The organism is uncultured Gimesia sp. (genome assembly GCF_937919775.1).
In the GTDB taxonomy this organism is placed as follows: domain Bacteria; phylum Planctomycetota; class Planctomycetia; order Planctomycetales; family Planctomycetaceae; genus Gimesia.
In genome coordinates this window covers 1-23,981 of sequence record NZ_CALFPF010000037.1, presented here as the reverse complement: position 1 = coordinate 23,981, position 23,981 = coordinate 1, and the positions used below count along the sequence as shown (strand labels likewise).

The following is a 23,981-nucleotide window of genomic DNA, read 5'->3' as shown; positions in this document are numbered from 1 at the left end:
GTGCTGGAACGACGTTTCCCCGAATTAAATGACCGCCTGGCCACAGCGATTGAGCTGCACGAAACCCAAGAACCGCAAAACGCTTTGACGCGGGCCATGCTGGATCGAACCGTGAATGAAGTTGCGGAAGGCAGCCGCCAGCTCCCGCTGGAAGATGTCTTTGATCAGCGTCCTTTAAAGCGCGCTTTTCTCTGGGCATTTATACTGCTCTTTTCGATTCTTGCCCTGGCGGTCATCAATCAACCCGCGATGGCACGCTGGGCCAAAGGTTATCTGGAACTGCGCAGCGATTACTGGAACAGGGAAACCGGTCTGGTCGTGAAAGTTATTGCCCAGCCCGGAGACCGGATCAAAGAGTTTCAGAACCAGACTTATAAACACGGTCTGGGAAATGATCTGACGCTGCTGGTCGAAACGGTTGACGGCAAAAAAGTCCCCGAACGGGTGCAGTTGACTTACCGCATGCAGAATGGGCGTGGCGGTGGACGAACTGTGATGTCGCGTTTAGGCGAAGGACGATTCAAACATACGATTACCGATTTGCTGGATGGGATTCAGGTCTGGGTCTCCGGAAACGATTTTACGAATCCCGAACCATATCTGATCGAAATCGTGGAAACTCCCGTGCTGGATCAGATTCAACTGGAATGTTTTTACCCCGAATATACGGGACTGAATCAAATCGATCCGGCAACCGGCCAGCCACAGGCGGACTTACAGACCGTGCAGGGAACGCAAATCTCTTTGCCTCTTAACACAAAATTTGAAATGGTTTCGACCGCCAATAAACCGATCACCCGTTTTTCTTTCGAAACCGATCGACTCAAAATCCAACTGGAGCAGCCCCCCCAAGATTCAACAACGCCCGCCAGCAACTTCCTGGCGTGGAAGAATCCACAGGGAGAAATTGTAAAGCAGCTGGACTTCCCTCCGGGAGACCTCGCTCAGATGCGCAGCTCTGACGGCCGTACATTCCGGATTCCCTTCGCTCTGGTCAATGAAAAACAGGAAAACCCGGCGTTGAACGCCAGCACGGTTCCCCAGCATATTCCCTTGATCGCCGACCAGCCGATTCGCATCTATTTAGAAGATGCAGACGGTTTACTGGTAACGGAACCGATTCGCTTGAGCATCAATGGCATCATCGACCAGCCCCCCAAAATAGACACCCGTCTCACGGGAATTGGCAAGGCGATTACCCGCAAAGCCATGATACCCGTCGAAGGCATCATCACTGACGAATACGGCATTCAGGCGGCCCGTTTTGATTTTGTGGTCGACCAGGAAACGAAATTCAGACCACGTCCTTTCCGTAACAAGCCCTCACGGAACCCGAAAGAGTTTGCGCTGCAAAGAAGCGAAAATGAACAATGGGAGCGTTTTGAAGTGCTGCCGCTCGACCTGAAAGTCGGTCAGAAAATCAGTCTCACCGTGCAGGCGGAAGATGCAGATAATCTCAGTGGCCCTCATCAGGTGCACGGGGAAACATATCACTTCGAAATCGTGACGGACGAAGAACTGCTTTCAATTCTGTATTCCAAGGAACTGAATCTGCGCAAACGCTTTGAGCAGATCTATAAAGAAGTCACACAGACGCGCGACGACCTCGCACAACGCATTCAACAATTGCAGCAGGCAAAAACGATCAGGGAAAAACAACAGCAGGGAGCAGCAGATGCGAAATCGGCTGAGATGCTGTCCGAAATCCAGAACGCGGTTGCCGTCTCGGCTGATCGATCACTTTATGGGACGCGAAAGAATGCGACCGAAACAGCATCGATTGTCGAATCATTTCATGATATTCGAGACGAGCTCGTCAACAACGGTGTAGCCACGGCACAAATCCTGGGGCGGATTGATGACAAAATTCTGAAGCCCCTCACCATGATCCATGAACAGGATTTTCCAGGCGTGGATCAACGACTGGGGCTTGTGCGATTCGCCATCGAAAAAAACAACGATCCTTTACCGGAAATTCAGAGCAGCATTGAACTTTTAGACGTCATGCTGGTCCGTATGAAAAGTGTCCTCAATGAAATGCAGGATTTATTAGAGTTTCACGAAGCCATTGAAATGCTCAAAACTCTCATTGAACGAGAGAAAGAACTCAGCGAAGACACAAAAAAGTTTCGCAAAAACAAGCTTCTGGATCGTCTCAAAGGGCTGGGACTGGAGTAAACGGTCAAAATCAGACAATAAATGAGGAAGATCTGAGGTTTTTCTCTGAACACCTAACAAAAACTGAACATAAAAACACGCTTCGATCATAGTCAATCACTTGATATAATATTAACAGTCCTTAATCTACGCGCTCACCTGGATCGAGGGACACCAATCTTTCAATTACCCTCCCTTTTCGGTTCTGAGATCACACGGGAAACTTTGGCAGGAGAACCATGCATGTTGAATCGCCCTCGGATTGCCTCTCTGCTGTTGTTTGTATTGATCGGCGGTCTGCTCTGTCAAAATTTCAGCAGTGCTCAGGAAAAAGAGCCGCAGCCCAGTGCCATTAAAACCGAAAGCCAGGATCGCAACCTCTCCGACAAACAGGAAGCGATTTCGCAGCAGTTCAAGCGATTCGAAGCGACGCTCCACGATCTGGGCGAATATATGAAAAAAACAGATCCTGCACGAGCGGATCTTCTGTTTCGCGCCTTCGGCCAGAGCAAACAAAACCAGATGACTCTGGAAATGCAGCAGGTTTTACAAATGCTGCAAAAAGGACAGTTGGGCGAAGCAGTGGAACGACAGGAAGTTCTGGTCAAAAACATGCAGGCTTTACTGTCGCTGCTGCAGAGTGAAGACAGAATGAGCGAAGTGGAAAAAGAGAAGCAACGTATTCAGGATCTTCTCAAAGACGTCAATCGACTGATCGGTCAGGAGCGTGACGTGAGAGCGGCCACGGAACGGGGCGGCAATCCTGCTGACATGAAAGAAAAACAAAAACAGACCGCAGACAACGCGAAAAAGCTGATTGATAAAATTGACCAGCAGGATTCAGAAAAAAGCGATTCGAAAAAACCGGATAGCGATTCTGAAACCGATCCAAAGGACAAACAGGAAAAACCGAAAGCTGACGGGGAACAGCAGGATAAAAAGTCAAAGGACGGCAAACCCGAGTCGAAATCGGATTCCGATTCCCAAAAATCAAAAGATTCGGAGTCAAAAGGGAAAGCGCCTCAGGAGGGCAAGTCGGACCCGAATCAAAAAGGTTCCCCCGAGCAAAAACAATCTCCACAGGGAGAGCAATCTCAACAACAGCAGCAGCAGTCTCAACAACAGAAGGGCCAGCCAGGTGAACCCCAACAGGGTGAAAACCAGCAATCCGAGAAACAGGAACAGCAGACCCCCGGACGGGAACAAATAGAACAAGCTCGTCAGGAGATGGAAAAGGCGATTGAAGAGCTGGAGAAAAAACAAAAAGAGGCAGCCTCAAAACATCAGGATGACGCCATCCAGAAACTGGCAGAAGCAAAAGAAAAACTGGAGGAAATGCTGCGTCAGCTCCGCGAAGAAGAACGCGAACTGATGCTGGCAGCGATGGAAGCCCGGCTGCAGAAGATTCTGGCACAGCAGAAGCGCGTTTATGCCGGTACGCTTTCTGTGGGACAGGTTCCGGAGAAAGAGCGGACCAGTCGTCATACCGCACGCGCCGTCCAACTGTCGCGCGAAGAAGCGTTGATCGGCCTGGAAGTCGATAAAGCATTATTGCTGCTGACAGATGAAGGATCATCGGTCGCCTTCAGCGAAGCATTATCTGAAGTCAGGGAAGATGTCCAGACCGCCGCTTATCGTCTAAATCGAACACAGGTCGGGGAACTGACTCAGGAAATTGAAAAAGATATTATCAGTTCGCTGGAAGAAATGATTGAGGCCCTGCAGAAGGAAATGGAAAAGTCGGAAGAAGAAAAGCAAAAACAGCAGCAACAACAGCAACAGGCCTCTCCGGAGGAGCAATCGCTGGTCGACATGTTAGCGGAAATCAGAATGCTGCGTTCATTGCAGTTACGTGTCAATAATCGCACCCGCCGGATTGAAAAAATGGCTTTGGATAAAAGTGCCAATCAGGCAGATATTTTTGAGCAACTGCAGCAATTGTCTGACCGGCAGACTCGAATTCAAAATGCCACTTATATTCTGGCGACAGGTAAGAATAAATAATCTCTTCCGTTTCAAGAATCAATTGAAAGTCAAAGACTGACATGATGCATCGGTTCCACTTGATCCAGAAAAAACAGTCGTTCGAACACCGACTTCAGCGAATCGCAATGATTATTTTCGTTTGCGCGCTGCCCGCATCTGTTTTCGGACAGACGCCAATCCCTGTCCCGATCCCTCTCAAAAAAGAGCCCGTGGCAGAAAAAACGCAACTGTATGCAGCACCGTCCGCGCCTGAACTCATACTGCAGTTGCAAAGCTGGATTGCCGATCAAAAAGTAAAAGATCCAAGCCAGCTGAAAAATGTCACCAGTCTGCTGGTAAAATTAGAACCATCCCTCTCTGCTGAAGAGAAACTGGACCTCGCACTGCAAGTCTTTGCTGAAGTAAATCCGGAAGCAAAACAGTTGGTGCAGACATACCTGCTTTCCGACAAACTCCCTCAGCTTTCCAGCCACCCTTTATTAGTCAACGGTCAGGCAGAGACGTTTTACGTGTCGAACATCCGGTATTACGCCGCCAGGAATTTGACACAATTCCGGATGATTGATCCCGCACTGGAACTCTTCAATTCCATCAATCCCACAACGTTAATCGATCCCGCCGGATACCTGTTCTACAAAGCGGTCTGCGAGCATTATTTGTTACAGAAAGAAGCCTGTGGAAAAACACTGGAACAACTGCTCAACAACACACAACAGGTGCCGGAACGATACACTCAGGTCGCGGTCCTGATGCAGGCAGATCTGGCAGAACTCAAAGAGGAAAGTCTGGATGAAATCTCGCGAAAAATGAGCGACGTCGAACGCAGACTAGAACTGGGCAATTCCGGAAAACAAGTCCAGGAGGTTGAAGACGAAATTATTGCCTCACTGGACAAACTGATTAAGAAAATGGAAGACCAGTCCAAAAGCAGTTCCTCTTCAGGAGCAGGCGCTGGCAAGTCAGATTCACCCGATTCGGGATCCAGTGAAAGTCGTGTGAAAGGTCAGACGGCGCCCGGAGAAGTTGATAAGAATAAATTATCCGACAACGGAGGCTGGGGACAGTTGCCCCCGAAAAAACAGGCTTCCGCCAAGAATATTATCAATCGTAATTTCCCCTCACATTATCGCAAGGCCATTGAAAAGTATTTCAAGAAGCTGGCAACCCAAACAGCAAATACCAGTAAATAACATATCGCCGGCAAAAGATTTCCGGTTCTATCTCGTTGAGTTTTCGGAGAGTTTTTCATGCATTCCCTGTTTTGTATTTCCCTGACCATGCTGCTGGCCGTTTCACCTGAAGTCGAAGTGACTTCATTAAACGGAACGTCAGTCTCGGGCAATCTGCAGTCATTCAACAAAACCGTCATCAAGCTGAAGCAGGGGCAAACTTCCCAGGACTATCCACTCTCAGAGATCCTGAATGTTCGCTTTCCGAAAAACCGTTTCCAACGCAATTTACAGACACCATTTACCGTCAGATTCACGGATGGATCCAGCTTTCCGATTCAGTCGCTGCAAAGTAACGAACGTCAGATTAAAGTCAGCGGAGACCTGACAGGCTCCCTGATTATACCGGCAAAAAATGTCGCATCGGTCCGCTTTGGAACGTTGAGTTCCAACATCAGTGAAGCCTGGGAAAAGCTGCTGAATAGCAATCACAGCAAAGATCTGCTCGTCGTGCAGAAAGAGAATGTACTCGATTATATCGACGGCGTTGTCGGAGCTGTTACCGATGATAAGATTCAGTTCTTCACCGGGGATGATGAAGTCTCCGTCAATCGGGAACGCGTGTTCGGAATTATTTACTTTCGCGAGCCTGAATCAGAGACGCCCCCTTTCTGTTCAATCCGACTCACCAATGATGGTGTCATTCATGCGTCAGCCATCACATTTTCCGGCACGGAATTCGAAGCGACTTTGCAAAGCGGCGCACAGACCAGATTTGCCCCCGAAGTCATTGCCAATCTGGATTTCAGCCAGGGAAAGGTACGCTACCTCTCAGATCTGGAACCGCGCAATATTGAATACACGCCCTTTTTTGATACCGTCTGGAAGTACCGTAAAGACAAACATCGTGACGGAGGACCGCTGCGACTGGCTGGGAAAGAATATTCACGCGGGCTTTACATTCATTCCAAGACGCTTCTGCAGTATCGCATTAAAAATGAATATCGGAATTTTCGCGCCATCATGGGAATTGACGACTCTGTTCCCGGCATTGGATTCGTCTACGTAGAAATCAAAGGTAATGGTCAGACACTTTATTCCGGAAATGTTCGGAGTTCCGATCCCCCTGTGGAATTAAATCTGGATGTGCGCGGCGTGCGCGATCTCGATATTTTAGTCGATTTTGGTGACAATCTGGAAATCTGTGATCACCTCGATCTCTGTGAGGCACGTTTAATTAAATAGTCTGTATCGGGTCAACGGGCCGCTCAAACACTCTTGTGAACGAATCGCAGCCTGGCTTTCCCATAGTGAATTTTAAAGGTAATCAGATGCAGAAAGTTTTTTTCTGTGCCCCGTTATTAACCATCCTGCTCATCAGCCTGATACTGCCTGCGTTTGCACAGGCAGCAACAGTTGATCCGGCAGTTCTGGCAGCACAAAAACAGCGTATCGATGTCATCAAAGCCGTCTCCCCATCTGTCGTTGCCATCTTTGGTGGAGCGGGCGAAGGAGGTGGCTCAGGTGTGCTCGTCACGTCGGATGGATATGCCTTAACCAACTTCCATGTCGTCGCTGGAGCAGGCAACTTCATGAAATGCGGCCTCAACGACGGCAAACTCTACGATGCCGTCATTGTCAGCATTGACCCTACCGGCGATGTGGCACTGATTAAATTACTCGGACGGACAGATTTTCCCTTCGCCAAACTGGGCAACAGCGACTTGGTCCAGGTGGGTGACTGGGCTTATGCGATGGGCAACCCATTTTTATTAGCCACCGATTTTCAGCCGACGATTACATATGGAATTGTCAGTGGAGTTCACCGCTATCAATATCCCGCAGGAACCTTTCTGGAATACACGGACTGCATTCAGGTAGACTCCTCGATCAATCCGGGAAATTCGGGGGGACCGCTGTTCAATGCGCAAGGAGAACTGATTGGCATCAACGGTCGTGGTTCCTTTGAAAAACGAGGCCGCGTCAACTCCGGAGCGGGATACGCCATTTCGATTAATCAAATCAAACATTTCTGGGATCATTTAAAAAGCGGACGCATTGTCGACCATGCTGCGTTGGGAGCGACCGTCTCGACGGGATCAGATTCCACAATTGATGTGGCAGAAATTCTCGAAGAATCGGACGCTTATCGGAAAGGATTGCGACTGGGTGACGAGATTGTCTCCTTTGCCGGACGCCCGATCCGCAGTGTGAATCAATTCAAAAATATTCTGGGCATCTATCCCGCAGGCTGGACGATTCCTCTTGTGTATCGGCGGGATGAGAAAAAGACGACCATCTATGTGCGTCTGCAGGCCTTACACAGAGCATCAGAATTACAGGAACAGGCCGGGCAAAAAAATATGCACCCGGATCAGGGACCTCAACCGGGCGACGAAAAACCACCACAGATCCCGCATCACCATGCCAAACCCGAAGCCGCTCCCCCGCCAGAGAAATACAAGCACCTCTACATCCCCAAAACCGGGTTCACGAATTATTACTTTAATCAGCAACAACAGGACCGGTTACTGCAGGCTCTGAGTGAATCCGGTAATTTTACGGACCGCAAAGGAACCTGGACACTGACGGGCAAGCAAATTGACGGTGGTGATTTCACACTCACACTGGCCGATAAGGGAATTGGGTTTGAGATCGGCAATGAGATTTTTCTGCAATCTCTGGAGACGGGGATCTTCATGGATGAACCGCCGGGGACCGGTGGATTCCTGGCGGCGTTACATCACTTCCGGTTACTGCTTTCCGGACAATCAGAGCGTTTTACAGATTTCTATTACCTGGGAAGCGAACTTCTGGATGGAAAAAACGAACCGGTCGACGTTCTGGTAGCGACTCAGACAGGGACGATTTCGCGCTGGTACTTCAATAAATCAGACCTTTCTCTGCGGGGTTTTGATTTTTATCTCACAGAGAATTCCGAAGTCTGCTCGGTCCGGTTTGAACAATTCCAAACACTCAACGGTCAGAAGTTTCCCGGTGAATTAGACATCCTTTATGGAAATCGGTCCGTGATGAAATTAAAAATTGAACGGGTGAAGCTGGAAACATCAGAAAACACAAAAAAATAGCATCCGATTGTGATGAAGGTTGATTCTCCGTGATTCAAATTAATAAAGTAAAACATGTTTTCGTCTGTTTGTGCCTGCTCGGTTCTATCCTGGCAGTTCCGCGTGTGACGCAGGCCTCTTCACAGTCCACAATCAAATACGCCTTGCCGCGCCTGGTCAAGATCTTTGGGGCAGGCGGTGTGAAGAATCTTTATGGTTACAGTACCGGTTTCCTGGTCTCCCCCGAAGGGCATATCGCTACGATCTGGAGCCCCGTACTTGATACAGACCGGCTCTCCGTGGTATTGCATGACGGACGAAAGTTTGAAGCAGAAGTTCTGGGAGCCGAGCCGCATCTGGATCTGGCCATCATCAAATTGAAATCAGAACGGGAATTGAATCTCCCCTATTTTGATTATCACGATAAAGTCATCGCCGGGCCGGGTACACGCATTCTGGGCTTCAGCAACATGTTTCGGGTTGCCACCGGGGATGAGCCGGTGTCTGTGCTGCATGGCGTGATTGAAGCACGCACGGACTTACCACGAAGACGAGGCGCATTCGAACTCTCGTATGCGGGAGACGTTTATGTTGTTGATGCCATCACCAATAATCCGGGTGCCGCCGGGGGAGCCATTTTAACCTACGATGGAAAACTCCTGGGCATGATCGGAAAACAGGTTCGCAATGCCAAAACGAATACCTGGGTCAATTATTCGCTCCCGATTGATGTCTTAAGCAAAAGTATCGAGCAGATTATCACCGGCAAATTTGAATCCAGCGAAGACCAGAAAAAGCCGGATACACAAGCACCAGAACGTTACCGCCCTGTCGATTTCGGGCTGGTCATGGTGCCGGATGTCCTGTATCGAACCCCCGCATTTATCGACAGCGTCCTTCCCGATTCACTGGTCGCCAAAGCAGGTTTACAGCCGAACGACCTGGTTGTATTCGTAAACGATGAACTCATTAAATCGTGCAAAACGCTGAGCGCGGAACTGGGAAAGCTCGAAGCCGGCGATTTACTGCGTCTGGTGGTTCGACGTGATAACCAATTGATTTCGATCGAACTTCAGGTCCCACCCGAAAAAAAATAACTGTTTTACAATCGAACTATTATGACACACTCTATCACAAAATCATTCATGATGCTGGCATTGATCAGCAGCCTGCATCTGCAAACCTCTGCTGCTCAGGTTCCCGCCGCTGATCTGGAATCGCTGGAAGAACGCGCTTTCAAACAGGCTGCCGCGTTTGTGAATCCGTCGATTGTCAGAATTGAAACCGTCGGCGGGCAGGATCGTGTCGGAAAAATCATTACAGGCACCGGCCCGACTTCGGGAGTGATTGTCAGCCGAGATGGATTAATCATTTCCAGCGCCTTCAATTTTATCGGCAAGCCTTCATCGATCCTGGTCACGTTGCCGGATGGCCGTCGATTCCCGGCACAGGTTGTTGCCAGCGATCACCTGAAGATGCTGACACTGTTAAAAATCGATGCACAAAATCTGCCTGTCCCTTTAGCGCTTCCGGAAAACGAACTTCAGGTGGGCATGTGGTCGATTGCATTGGGACGGACCTTTGATCTGGAACAGCCGAGTATTTCTGTCGGGATCGTCAGCGCTTTAGGAAGAATCTGGGGCAAGGCCATTCAGACGGATGCCAAGGTTTCTCCGATCAATTATGGTGGGCCGCTGGTGGATATCAATGGTCGTCTCATGGGGATTCTGGTCCCGCTCTCTCCTGGAGAAACGGGAGAAACAGCAGGTGTTGAATGGTATGACTCGGGAATCGGGTTTGCGATTCCCATGCAGGATGTGCTGAAAATTATTCCGCGGCTGAATACCGGTAAAGATCTGCATCCCGGCTTATTGGGTATTACATTGAGCGGGAAAGGCGATCTGTCTGACGACATGAAACTGGACCGCGTGCGTTATGGAAGCCCTGCTCAACAGGCAGGCATTAAAGCCGGCGACACAATAACAAAGCTGGACGGCCAGCCGGTGACAATGCACTCTCAAATCAAACAGGTTCTGATGAGCAAGTATGCCGATGAAGCTGTCAGCCTGACCGTGACCCGGGAAGGCTCAAAAGAACCACTGGCAGTTCAAGTCACACTCGTGGAAAAACTGGTTCCGTTTGAATCCGGTTTTCTGGGTATACTCCCGCAACGCGAAGCGAAAGCCGAAGCGGGAGTCGGCGTGCGGTATGTGTTTTCAAAATCGGCGGCTGCGGAAGCAGGTCTGAAACCGAATGACCGGATTTTGGAATTCAATCAGCAAAAAGTCACCGGCTCGGATTCACTGGCATTAATGGTAAACCATTTACGCCCCGGCGAGTCAGCCGAACTCTTGCTCTCACGTGATCAAAAACCATTGAACATGAAAGTGACGTTACAGTCCATTCCCAACACCGTCGAACGAGAGCTGCCAACCCAGGCGATCCCCTCCAGAACCGCTCAGGAAAACGCGCAACAGAAAATCAAGGTGGGGCACTTCAAAGATCAGCTACCCGGCGATCAGCAGAAATTCTGGGCATATGTTCCTGAAAATTATGATCCCAACTATCAGTATGGTTTGATGGTCTGGATTCACCCTCCGGGTAATACCATGGAGTCAACAATTTTCAAGGAATGGAAAACCATTTGTGAACAGCGTGGAATTCTCATTGTGGGACCTGCCGCACAAGATGTCATTCGCTGGAATCAGGATGAATCTGAGTTCGTCAAAGAAGTGGTTGAGACAATCAAAAGCCGCTACGCGATTGATGCAAAACGGATCTTTCTGGCCAGTCACGCCGATGGAAGTGAGTTTGCATTCCATCTGGCGTTTAAATATCGGGAACTCTTTCGAGGAGTGGCTGTCTCAGACTCATCGATTAAAGACAGACCGCCTGAAACCGACCCCGATTATCCGCTCAGTCTGTACTTTGTTCTGAATGCCAAAAACCCTTTAAGCCAATTGCTGCAGCCTCAGATCGAAGCCATTCGAATAATGAATTACCCGACCGTCTTCGAACTGATTAAGAACGACAATCAAGCCGGGGCCTATCTTGAGAAGCCGCAGTTGGAAGAAATCGGGCGCTGGGCGGACAGTCTGGATCGAATATAGCGCTCGAGCGGTTTAACTGTCACATTGCCAGAATCATTCAGGCCAATCGTAGGTCATAGAACGCTACGCTTTCATTGAGCGCGATCCAGAACCGTTACTCTTTCACGCTCTGATTTGCCGGGAAATTTGTCACTGACGTATTTGAACTGAGGGAAATGGTTTGATTGGTTCTTAACGCCACCAGGGCGGAAACGCAGATGATCACGACCCCGATGTATTGAGGCGACAAAAACAGAATCCAGATCAATCCCAAAACCAATAGTCCAATCGTCGGGTGCATACTCAGCCAGTCAGCGGACCGGGTTTGAACACATCGGTTTAGAATGGGAAGCAGAATCATCAGGCAGATACAAGCCAAAGCAATATTCAGATACTCACTGGGGATGATCCAGGCAAACAAAGGATGCTGCTCAGGATCTGCGTTCTCCGAACTGGAATAATAACGCACTTTCTGAATCGGCACCGGCCCCAGTTTCTGCTGAAACTGATTTACGAGTAATTGCGCCTGCTGGTCGGTGCTGGTATCCGGTTTTACATATTTTTTTAATTCGAAAACACGTTCTTTCAACGTCTCGAATCGATTCAGCTTTTCACTGATTCCCTGCCGATCATTCCCGGGATCAGAGAGGATCGATTCAAGTTGGCTAAACTCCTGCTCTACTGTATCCCACGTCGATTGAGGCACGTTGGTCTTTGCCCCCAGCTCCAGCTGAATATCTGCAATTTTGAGTTGTGCTTCCAGTCTGTCTGCCAGATACATAAAAGGGGTCACGTCTTTTGAGAGAAATGTCCGATTTCTGTCAGACGCAATAATTTTAACCAGATTTCTATCAAACACAAAATTAGACGGCCTTGGTGTTTGCAGACGGGCTTTCTCCAGAAAATATTGATGATCTACCTGATAAGATTCCCAATACAAAGTGACATCCATCAATCCGGGACCACCGTTTAAGGGAATCGTGATTGTTCCCTTGTCCTGTTTGACTGTCGCATCATTTTCACCATCAACCAGAACCGCCATCAACTTGGTCTTTTCAGGCCATTCCAGTTTCAATTCACGGCTGGTTTGATTGAACAGCTTGATGTGAGTTAAACCATTAATCGTCCCTTGATCGCCCAAAATGATTTCTGATTCCATAAAAGGGATCCGTTCATCGCTTAACTCACCGGTAGCAGGCGATGCAGTTTTCAACATCCAGGGCAGCAGTGCAGAAGTAAATAAGCGATCGCAGTCTAAATGAGAAGCCGCGTTGCATCTGGTCTGTATCCAACTCGGAACATTTTCCGGCAGAACCGTTTGCCGTTGATTATGATCAGTTAATCGAAAATCCTGATTTGCAGACAGCAGGAGATAATTATTTTGTGTTTTTGAATTCTCCAGAGTAACCGGAATCACAATTAATTCATCGACGGGTTTGGCAAGCGTGGCTCGAACGGTAACCGTGTTTTCCCTGGTTCCGGATGTATCCAAACTCGGTTGCAATTCTACCCTCTGCAAACCATCGGGCATTTTATCCAGTATTTCGTAAGGCATACCATCGATGGCATATTCGCCAGCATACTCGGCCGGAATCAGTAGCAACAGTTTTTTCATATCGGGAGCAGGTAATGAAAATCGCAACGATTGCGTCACCTCAAGTCGATTATCTTCTAACTCATCTACAATCGTCAGCGAATCGACCGAGATCATTGAATTCAACGGCTTGACTAAAAGTGTGATTGGCTGATTCGCGGAATCTGTCGCCTGAAAACGCCCGACGAATGAAAAATGATCTGTGGCTGGTACAGTCTGGGCCGCACTGTCTTGAATTCGACGAAAATGAGGGGAAGTCAACTGCACATCAATTTGAGGTTTCTTGAATAAAGTCAAAAGCGAGTCTTCAATCAGAGTGCCTTCAATCTGGATACTCGGAATCTCAAGGCTCCCATACTTTCGCACCGGAAACCACCCCTTGAGCGTCAGGTCCTGCAAACCTGATGTCTTATTTTTTAAGAACAACGTAATTTTATTACCAATTCGATGCCAATGTGCGAGCCTTTCGACATCTTCCTCTTTGACCGAGAGTGATTCTATATTGAGACCATCCGGAACAATGATTGTGTGTCGAAATGCGGGCGCCTGACTGATTCGTAATTCTGCGGCAAACGTCCAGTCAATATTCTTCTGGTTCACAACAACGGTCTGATTGATTCGTGCTGTTCGCTCCGGATTTTTTGGTTTGAGAACCAGCGAGATCGGGGCAGGCTGATTCACCTGAAATAATAAAGCGGAAGACTTCAGTATGCTCTCTTCTATTTGCTTGCTGGGAGATTTGGGAGAGATTGATAACACTCCGTCAGGCAGCGTTGTCACCTGTTCAAGCTCAAATTCAGGACCAGTGCGTACCCCTATTTGCTGTGACACAATCTTAATCGTTGACGTTTTAGAATTAATCTTTCCGGAACTAAAATCCATGGGGGGAATGCTAACCGCCGTTAAGGGAGAATTCGCCGGTAACTCGAAGACAGCATTGATCACGAATTCCCCTGACATTGACTCCGATAACTCGAGCAGCAAATCTTCATAGGGCCCACCTTCCACCGGATTCAGAGCCGGAATCACGGTCATCCCCGCAGACTTCACGCTGCGTAAGATAGTCCCTGCCGGAATTTTCCATAACAGATAATCGACCTTACCATTCAGTACATTGTATTTCACCTGAACGTCCATCCGGACCAGAGAGGGCGAAACCTCTGCATTCGTGAGAATCGACGCTTCCAGATTCAAGGGGCTGTCTTCAGAATCCTGACTGGTCAGCCATTTGACTTTCAGTAGGGAATTTTCTTTCAGGTAAGTAGAAAACTCTTTTTTCCCTGCCAAATGATATTTGGACACACCGGCAGTATCCGTGAGTTCGACAAGGTGTATTGCATCCTTGAACTGAAGCGTAATCTGATTTTTCGAAATGCCTGGAATCCCTAGTTCAAACTGACCGCTGGTGGCGCTGAATTTCACAGCGGGATGCAAGACCAGTTCAATCTGATGATCCCGGAATGAATAAGGGAATACCGGTTTTTGTGCCTCGATGGGCTCCGTGCCCTGCGGAGAAGCTTCCGACGTTTGAATTCTTGCATTTTCAACTTTTACCAGAATGCTTTGCTTATCTGCACCTAACAGAACTGGAATTACCTTCCCATCAACCTTGCAGGAATCGGGGCCGCTTAAATTTCCACCGTTGATGGGTAGCTGGATCATGGCAGATGATTGCTCTACCGGAATTTTTACCTGAAAAATGGCCTTTACCGTTAACAGCTGATTGTCGCGAATATCGCCTTCATAGAAAGCAGAGGTAAGCAGGTATTCAGGCTGCTGATTCTCAGACACAAACCTCTCCAGCTCCTGAAGTAAATCAGGGGAGAGATAGGCAATCGATTCCGATGTTGAATCTGATTTCTCTGGTAAGAGGACTAATTCTGTTCTGGTTCCTGTTGTCTGATTCTCGACAGGTGCAATGGCTGTTGGCGGTACATTCTGTGCATACCCGGACGCTGAAATGCCAAGCATCGCAATCAGCAGGTACCGGGTTGCCGAATACATTGAAGACACGGGGTGCTGGTAGGCTTTTGTACTTTGGTCCTCAATTTGTGTTTTCGTTTCCTGCCAAAGTAATCGGCGGGGAATTAACATGGCGATCAAGATGCCCGTAAAACAACTGCCTGCGATTTGTGCTAACGCCAAAGGGAAGACCCAGGAAAACATCAGCGAGACCAAAGCAATCATCATACAGAGCTTGTTTCGAATACCGATACGCAGCATTCTCAGTAGTAATCCTGTGACAATCGTAGCCAGAAAAACCATCCAGGAGATAATATTTGTTTTCGCTGAATTGGAAGTTTCCAGAGTTCCAAATTTTACTGGAAATAAATTAACGGCACTCCACTTTGTTTCTTTGTTTTCAATTTCTCCCTGCGTTTTCCCCAGAATTCCAAAAAATCGTCGGGACAGTGATTCTGCCGGTAAAGCTTCCTGCAGGATCATCGCTTCAGGCCCCCTGATCAGTCTGATGCCTTCCGGAAGCGCGAAATTCCAGTCTGTTTGCAGGACACGTTGATTGATTTGAGGAAAAGGGATCTGTCGTGTCACTAATAGCCTGTCTGGAAGTGACGGCGTCTGATACTGAATAGTGATCTGATAGGAATCCAACTGGTCAAACAGCGGCACTAGAAATTGACCATCGGCTTCGATGGGATTAATTCGCCGTTCATCTACTGTTGTTGAAATCAGTTTCACTTCGGACGGAAAACGAAAGATAAATTTATCATCAAAAGTATTCGACAGGTCGAGCACAATCGTCGCCTGATGCACATCAGGTTCTCCGGTACCGTGGCCAAATCTGGTATCGACAACAATTGTTGCTGTACCTTGATCTAAACTGTTATCAGGCGTTTCTGACGAGCGCGCAATAGTTAATACCCCCCGAGGTTGTTCGTATTCCCATTCATAATTTCTCTGATTTCGCTGTAAGGCTGGACTGTTTTTCGAGCCTGGAGTCGTGAACAGGCCTTCTGTTTTGATGCGTAAATTCAACTCGTCTGAATTCAGAATACGAATCACACCTTTAAAGGGCTTTGCCTGAGGGACGTAGACTAACGCAGCTCTCGCATTTTTCAGGAAGGGTCGACGACGTTCCCCCTGCAGTTCTATCTCTTTAAAAACAGGGGCTGAAAACGTCAGCTCCCAGACTTCACCCGAATGGGGAAGCTGCCACTTTTGATGTTCTGAAACGGGGAGCTTGCGACTCTTGAGTTTCGACTGTAACCCGCTGCCTGACGGGAGTGACCATTCTACAGATTCACCTGCTTCTGACAGATAAATCAGCACACGTTGAATTCCTCCGGAGGCAGGCACGCAGTTCAGAATAAAGTTTTCCTGAATGACATCGTTATTTAGCGCTATGAAAGTGCTGGCAACAACCTGAAGTGCCCGATCCACATTAGACAGATCCAGGTTCCCCCACCTTGAACCGGAATAGGGAGAAAGATGAAAAAACCGGGACGTGCCCGAATTGGTCATTGGTAATTTCCAGTTTTTCGGCAAATCACTGGCTGCCAATTCTTCTACTTCCTTGCCCGGATCAAAGAGCAAGACCGCTTCGGATGTCGCAGATAATTCCAAAATCCGGTCTACGTTATAACATCCCAATGGGGTGACACCGTACAGATCAACGACCCGACTCGGAACAGGAATGAGCCGCCGGGCTTGTATCTCAAGCGCATAGGGAGCATCGGGTGACACAGCAGTCGGAAGCCGAATGCTTAATTTTTGCTGTTTACCACTCTGTTCAACATCCCACACCAGATCGCCGAGACTGTTCTCGGCGAGACTGCTGACCTGAGTGATTTCCCAGCCGGCAGGAATCATTGACTCAAGACGATAGGTAGAGCCAGCTGCTGAAGCCCAGTGAATCCACGATTTCAATTTCCAGACTTTATCTTGCACTCGAATCAGGCTGTGAACTCTGGCAGAGAGATTCAGATCCGGTAAGGCCAGTCGATACACTAAGCGTGCATCAGGCGCGTACTGTTTGAAATCATATGATTCCCCCTGATCTTCCTGAATGAGTACCCCCGTTTGACGCAAATCGGTGACTTTGATTTCGTGCGTTTCCAACGGAGCGGAAATATCAAGGTGAACCGTTCCCCCCAGAAAGTGGGCCTGCGTCAATTTGAGCCGGGGGATCAAAACATCCCCTTCTAAGGAGGGTGAGGCCAATGCGCGTACAGACAGGGGACGACTGATGCCGATAAGTGGGTCAATCAAATCGACCGTAATCAGGTTCCTGTCTTTCTGTTTTTTGATATCAAATGGTAAAGAGAGATCGTTTCCCAGAGTAACAGAATAAATTTCATATTCAGCGGGAGCTTCAAATTCCAGCTTTCTGACAGGTTGATTCAGAACTTCAATCTGGAAGTCTTCCCGCAGCCGTAATCCATCTTCCCGGATACCGACTTGTGCAAATTGATGATAAAGAATCTGCGTTGGCGTATCCTTCAGTTTCTCATTTTGGTGAATGACCGCTTGAAACTGGGATTGCCCCCCGAGTTCAATCTGCCACAGATCAAAGTTTTGAACATCCGATTTCATTGGTCCCGAGACGTAACCGACAGACGTTGTCAGAATCATTCCCTGAGGAACCTTAAGTTGCACGCGAGAAACAACAGTTTCCGGCAACTGGAAAGAAAATTCCGTTCGATGAGGCAGTTGTCTGCCTTTCAAACTCCACTGACCGGTTAAGGGCTCACCAAAATGATCGACGAGCAGCAGCGTTTGCTGATCGGGTGCCAGCCCCCAGACGGCATCCTGGTTGCCCCACTTCAATTCATGAATCGCCAGATCCAATTTCGAGAGATCAATAAATCCCGGTTCATTTCTGGAACAATGCAAAACATACTTCAGACGGCCATCGATCAGATGATCGCCAGACAATGTGGCTTCATAGGTTGCTTCCTGAATCCAGGAGTTCGGCGGCGTGTTTTTTTTTAACAAAGCCGCCTTTTTGAGTGAGTCATATTTTTTTAACGGGACAGGATACCAGTTTCCCTGAGGCCACTGCGAAGTATCATTTCCAGAAACGGTAACTTCTTTGATCCGCAGTCCGGGTGAAAGATCGAATCCAGTATTATCAGCGGCCCAGGACAAATCGGGCTGCCACAGCCATGAAACTCCGACAAGAAAGAGGCAGGCTGCTTTGATCGCAAAGCTCTGTTTCCACTCGATTCCCGAGACCACACTCATCGCTTTGCCCCGGCTTCTGATGAGGAAACAGGTTTATCAACCAATTCAGAACCAGGTCTGACGGCCGTAATATCTTCCGGATCAACTTCCGAAGGCTGAATGCGTTCTGAATATGTGGGCGGGGGAATGAAATCGCTGGGCGCGGATAACGTCAACAGTTTTGATTCTCTGTGTTTTCTCGAAGAGCCATTAATCAGTGCCGCGACAATCGCCAACAGTAAACCAAAAACGGCAGGCTGTAACAGAACTTCCACGGGAGCAGCATACCACAGTGCAACGGCAGAAACCGCGGTCATCATCGTCAATAACACCAGGGCACTTCTGAGTGGCGAAATGCTCATTAGAATAAAACCAAGTAACAGCGACGTACCGGCGCCGATGAAGACGATCATGGAACGGGATAAAGCGCGAAACTCCAAAGACGTAGCCGGACCAAGCCGATAAAACTGATAATCGTTTACGCCCATGAAGTCATTTTGTTTCGGAGGGGCATTTTTTAAGGTGACAGGAATTTCATCCTGACCTGAAAACTGGCGAGACCAGAACACTCCCTGATTTTCCCAGCGAAACTGGGCCGTGTATCCGGGGGGAATCGTGAAAAGATGTTCGTTATTGGGTAGACTGATTTTCCACATGGTCTTTTCCACCCACAGATTGTCCGAGAATTCGGCGGCCACAACCGTCAGTGGACTGAAAAGCGAATCGCGCTGATGTTTTGTGGAGCCATAATCAATCGTGAGAATATTAGATGAATTTTCTTTTCCTTTGATCACAGGCAGACTGAGTTGATATTCATGGGCACTGCCTGGTACCGGACTGAATGCAGTGAGTTGATCGTTCCACCAGATCTGATCAATCTTGATGCCGGCGTTTTCGGGCATCCGAAAAGAAAGCGTTCGTGGAGAAACAGGAAACTGATATTGCGCCCGCGCCTGATAGGAACCTGCTGAATCGATACTGCAATGAATCCATGCCTGACCGATGGCATAGGAAAATAACGCTCCGGATTCACTTTTCTTCAACTTGAGATTGATATCGGCCTTGGGGTCGACTGCCCGCCAGAACGCGTTATTGTTCATGGCCAACTGTTGTTGCCAGGCGGCATCCAGACTTTCCACTTCCAGATCCTGCGAATTCTCACCATCCTTGATGGATAGTTCAAACTGGCTTTCCGAATAGGCAACATCGCCGGAACGTATCAGTGGCACATTTAACTCGGTTGGCGAACTCTGAGGTAATAAATAAACGGCTGTAATTTTCACCGGTCCCAGTTTTTTGCTCCGCAATGAAAGCCGGGCATTTTGAATAGGGTCGGTTTCGTCGGAAATCCACGTCGGCACCAGCGGGTTCTGTTCTTCATCCAGATAAAAGTTGACGCGATTTTTCAACGACAACGGCACGAGTAAGCGCACTTCGGAAAGAGGCTCATATTCGATCTGATACTGAATCTCCTGCTCGACACGCACTTCGGAACCGTCGAGTTCCAGTTGTGCTGCACTGGTGGCGGTGATCTCCTGGCTGTGAATCGAAACCACTGCAGAGAACTCATTGATGCCCGGCTGAATCTGGAACTCACTCTTACGCAGCAGCTTGACTTCCGCCGGCAAGGCAAACTTCTCCATTTGTACTAATGGAGAAGAGAGAACCTGCGTCTTGGGAGAGGGAGTAAGATCGGTCACAACGTTGACGTCATTGGCAACGACAAGTGCTGTGGCAGCCAGACTGGGTGCTTTGATCTCGGGAAGCGTAAAATTGAATGGTTCCTGGTCGGCAATCACGGGACGCCGGGCGCGGAACGTGATTTCGAACGCCCCCTTGGACCGCTTCAACAAATTAATGGTAATTTTTCCCGGCTGAGCCGGATCAATCTGAATGGCTTCCGTCAGCGATGGCTCCTGCATCAATTCCAGTTCCCAGCCTTCTTCAGCTCGATGCGGCCAATTTAAAGACACCTTGTCCAGCGCACCCTGAAATACGTCAATTTGAACTCGTGCCTCAAGCTCTGCCCGATTACCAAACATTTGCACCAGATAAAAAGGCTTGGCAGAGAAGTAGGGTTTGACTCTTTCGATATTCAGTGGTAACTGAAACGGCTGTTTCAGAAAGCGATACGAGCTGTCCAGATCTTTCTGGTTGGCTTTGATTTGATAGACAAATCGATTTTGACCTTCTGCGCGAAAGATGCGATACCCGTCAAGCGTCTGAATATCAATCAGGCCCGTTTGTCGCTTGGCACGGCTCACATCAAAGCCGTCGATTAAAAACCGACCGTTCTCTTCAGGAAAATCTGCTTCCAGCGTCCACTGCATTTCGATCGGGCCAACCGTCGGTTCGATCAGAGAGACATCGACCAGATTTTCTTTTGTCACTTTATGGCTTTTATAACCTTCACACTTCACATCGAGTAATCGAAATGAGTCCGGCAGTTTGACTTGTACTGTTTGAAAACTTCCCGTTAAGGCTTTGATCGATTGTGTGGCATTCAGCAAAACAGAGTCTGATGTAAAATCCGTTGTCAGCAATGTCTCAGCCTGTAAAACCGTTTCGACTTTCTTCTCATCCGGAATCGGCTGCCAGGAAAGATCGAGCTGCTCTCCCAACCCGAACATTTCTACCAGACTCTGGTCCTCCGAAATCCCCTTTTTCGAAACAGCAACCCCGCTGGGGACTTCAAGACTGATTTGAGACAATGGGATTTTTAACTGCAGATTACTAACGGCTGTCTGCGGCAATAATAATTGCAGACGCCTGGAAGGTAACTGCTGCTTGAGTGAGACGCTTAAGGTGAGATTGATCTCATGCGTTCCTTTGCCCCGGAACCACCAGAGATAACCTTCCGTTCGGTTGAATCCCCCGGGGCTGGACTCTCCTTGACCGGAATAAGCGGTTTTCAGGAAGATCGATTCATTGAGTTTTAAAGGAACACGGACCCATTTATTTTCTTCATTGATCAACACGACAATCCGCGTTTCAAGGATCGCACGATCCTCTTTGATGGTCCCGGAAAGTGAAACGGAAGAAATCGCATATTCGGGGGAGCGTTCTGGCTGAACGGACTCTTTCTGTTTCAGAAAATCGAGTATCTGATCCAGGCTCAAATTGGGAAGAGGAAGAAACTGACCATCATCCCCTTTGATAAACACTTCCTGTCTGGTCGTATTTTTTTCCTGTCCCGGCTTTGTTTCTTTCGAAACAGAAGGACTCAAGCCCGCTGCAGGTCCGGTTTCCCCCTGACCGGGCGCTTTGAAGAGTTTTGCACCCGAATCCGTTTTCCGCTCGTCCTTCGTGGTATTGTCACTGCCTGCGGACTGCTGTTGCGCAAAGGTGTTCTCAGACGAATATTCCACGCCGAATAACAACAACAGAGGCAGCCCCAGAGAGACCAGAAGTAAACGAATAAGATATGACATAATCGCAGATCGATCCCATTGATACGGGAACAGGTAAACTCTGAACGGCTCAAGCTCTTTGCTCGTCAGGGAGCTCATTCATATTCAGAAACCGACAACTCACGTTCTTGAACTGATCGAAATCAAATCTCTCAGCTTTGAAACGCTTGCCGGATCAATGTTCACATGTATAAAAACAGCATGATGTAAGGTTGCAATTCACTCCCTCTATCATACGTCGTCTTTTGGGCACATTAAAGAAGGAATCTGAAAGCGGACTAAAAAAGCGGGCCTGTTAACAATGATTGCAAATCGGCATGAATATTTGTTCCATTTGTCGCCAAGAGACTCGGCGTTTCAATGGTAAATGAGCTTTCTTCGATGGAAGTCACGATCCCTCCCGATTCTCTGCAGATCAGGACTCCCGCCGCCATATCCCAGGGCTTCAAATTGCTGGACCAGTAGCCGTCAATCCTCCCCGCAGAGACGTAACATAAGTTCAAAGCAGCAGAACCAGTTCGCTGCAGTGTCTGTGCTTCGGGCAGGACCCTTAAAAAACGATCGACGGCGATATCCCGCCCATTCGTTCCCACAGGCAGACTTGCCACCAACATCGCCTGATCAAGAGACAGGATGCGTGAAGTGGTAATCGATTTTCCGTTCAATTTAGCCCCCTGACCGCGAAACGCAGAGAACATTTCATCGCGATTCGGATCGTAGACCACCCCCAACACCAGTTCCCCCTGAAATTCGAGTCCAATCGAGACACAATAATAAGGGAAGCCATGCACGTAATTCGATGTACCATCCAGCGGATCAATCACCCAACGGTAGTCAGATGCTCCTTCCTGACGGGTCAAGCCCTCTTCGCCCAGCATATGGTGATCGGGATATCGCTCGCTGATCAGCTTCACAATCGCTGTTTGAGAAGCATAATCGGCATCGGTTACCAGGTCGGACCTTCCTTTTTCCGAGACGCGAAATTCATCAATCCAGTCCAGCAGGCATTTTGCTCCCAGCCGGGCAGCAGTCTCAGCGGTATCCAGTAATTCAGTGGAATTCAATGTTAAACCTTCCGTGAAACACATTTCAGGTTCTAAGTTCTGAGGACTGCAGTCAGATTCAGAATTACTTTTTGCAAGGGGAGATTCAGAACCAGATAAAATCCCCAAAGATCAGTCTGGTTATTCGGATTATGACAGATAATCAAACAAATCCCATTCTAGGAATCATACCGCGGCTCGTGAACCGTCAGCCTCTGGAATTCACAATTCTTTCGTCTCTTAACGGAAATACGCAATGGTCTCGGGCTTTTGTTTTTCACGTTTCAGACTCTGAACAGCCACAATCGCTTATGTCATTTTGGCCGCACCCACAACCTGCCCCCCCACTCCCGTTTCAGCCTGGCACTTTTCATCCCCATCGACGGTGATTACATCGTAACGGCTTTCACGATTGTGAGTATTCCAATAATTGCAATCGTTCTATCAGTTGTAGTGATTGATGTTGCTTCTTGAAAACAGCGAAACAGGTAAAGCTGTGGATTTTTTTCAGATTGAAAGTGTCCGGTAGGAAACATGAGGTATATTTTCAACACCTCGCATCAGATGCGATATAATTTCACTATGTTCCTTACCTGTCTCTACCGGCAGAAATTCCGTAACCAGATAAACTGATTGAAAAGATAACAAATGGATTTTCCTTTAACACAGCTCTCTCTGTACGTCATGGCAATCAGCGTGGGGATTTTCACAGTCATCGCAGCCATTACGGACTATAAAGCGAGAAAAATCTACAACGTACTGACTGTTCCTTTCTTTGTGTTGGGCATTATTTATCAGGCGGTATTTAATGGCTGGGACGGCTTGATGTATGGCGGACTTGGTTTTCTAGCGGGATTTGGATCATTCTTTCTGATCTGGATCGTAGGCAGTGGTGCAGCCGGAGATGTGAAAATGATGGGAGCCTTATCGATCTGGTTAGGCTTCAAGGCGACACTTGCCGTCATGATTGTCGGCACGCTCTTTGTTCTGATTGGTTCCTTTTTCATTCTTTTCTGGAGTGTTGTGACGAAGGGTGCCAGAAAAACAAAAGAAACATATCTGGCAACGGGTAAGGCCTTGAAAAACAAGAAAAAATATAAACCGGAAACAATGGAACAAAAACAAAAGAGAGGCCTGATGCCTTTTGCACTTCCTGTGGTCCTGGCTACCTGGAGTGTCACCACCTGGATGCTGATTAAATCTGTGGTACTTAATTAGTCAGCATTCACGGTAAACCATCGTAATAAGAAATCGATGAAAGCATTTCTGCTATGAAGTTCAAAC

At 48.2% G+C, this 23,981-nt stretch carries 11 protein-coding genes; 8 read left to right on the top strand and 3 right to left on the bottom strand.

Annotated features, from left to right (window positions below):
- The 7 genes from Q0294_RS01025 to Q0294_RS00995 form a co-directional block, all read left to right on the top strand.
- On the top strand, positions 1–2,178 hold a 2,178-nt coding region (locus Q0294_RS01025; protein WP_299459843.1), incomplete at its 5' end, for a hypothetical protein.
- Positions 2,179–2,400: 222 nt separating this feature from the next.
- Entirely contained in the window at positions 2,401–4,161 is a 1,761-nt protein-coding gene (locus Q0294_RS01020; RefSeq protein WP_299459840.1) for a hypothetical protein, read from the top strand.
- 191 nt (positions 4,162–4,352) lie between these two features.
- Positions 4,353–5,333 carry a hypothetical protein gene (locus tag Q0294_RS01015; RefSeq protein WP_299459837.1) on the top strand — a complete coding sequence of 327 codons (981 nt, stop codon included), beginning with the start codon at positions 4,353–4,355 and terminating at the stop codon, positions 5,331–5,333.
- 57 nt (positions 5,334–5,390) lie between these two features.
- Positions 5,391–6,557, top strand: coding sequence for an NPCBM/NEW2 domain-containing protein (locus tag Q0294_RS01010; RefSeq protein ID WP_299459832.1), 1,167 nt, complete (start codon positions 5,391–5,393; stop codon positions 6,555–6,557).
- Between the two features lie 86 nt (positions 6,558–6,643).
- Positions 6,644–8,401 (top strand): trypsin-like peptidase domain-containing protein, encoded by a 1,758-nt coding sequence (locus Q0294_RS01005; protein WP_299459829.1) that lies wholly within the window; start codon positions 6,644–6,646, stop codon positions 8,399–8,401.
- A gap of 29 nt (positions 8,402–8,430) precedes the next feature.
- Positions 8,431–9,477 carry a S1C family serine protease gene (locus Q0294_RS01000; RefSeq protein ID WP_299459826.1) on the top strand — a complete coding sequence of 349 codons (1,047 nt, stop codon included), beginning with the start codon at positions 8,431–8,433 and terminating at the stop codon, positions 9,475–9,477.
- A 21-nt stretch (positions 9,478–9,498) separates the two neighbouring features.
- Positions 9,499–11,490, top strand: coding sequence for a PDZ domain-containing protein (locus Q0294_RS00995; protein ID WP_299459823.1), 1,992 nt, complete (start codon positions 9,499–9,501; stop codon positions 11,488–11,490).
- A 94-nt stretch (positions 11,491–11,584) separates the two neighbouring features.
- On the opposite strand, the gene Q0294_RS00990 is transcribed toward Q0294_RS00995, so the two are convergent.
- From Q0294_RS00990 to Q0294_RS00980, 3 genes are all read right to left on the bottom strand, one after another.
- Complete coding sequence (locus Q0294_RS00990) at positions 11,585–18,265, bottom strand: hypothetical protein (protein ID WP_299459821.1); 6,681 nt, start codon at positions 18,263–18,265, stop codon at positions 11,585–11,587.
- Positions 18,262–21,675, bottom strand: a complete 3,414-nt coding sequence (locus tag Q0294_RS00985; RefSeq protein ID WP_299459819.1) for a hypothetical protein — start codon at positions 21,673–21,675, stop codon at positions 18,262–18,264. Before Q0294_RS00985 ends, Q0294_RS00990 begins: the two co-directional genes overlap by 4 nt.
- A 257-nt stretch (positions 21,676–21,932) precedes the next feature.
- The gene (locus Q0294_RS00980) at positions 21,933–22,718 is read right to left on the bottom strand and encodes an inositol monophosphatase family protein (protein WP_299459817.1); all 786 of its coding nucleotides are present in this window, start codon (positions 22,716–22,718) and stop codon (positions 21,933–21,935) included.
- Between the two features lie 627 nt (positions 22,719–23,345).
- Here Q0294_RS00980 and Q0294_RS00975 point away from each other — a divergent pair.
- Complete coding sequence (locus Q0294_RS00975) at positions 23,346–23,915, top strand: prepilin peptidase (protein WP_299459814.1); 570 nt, start codon at positions 23,346–23,348, stop codon at positions 23,913–23,915.
- Positions 23,916–23,981: the final 66 nt, after the last annotated feature.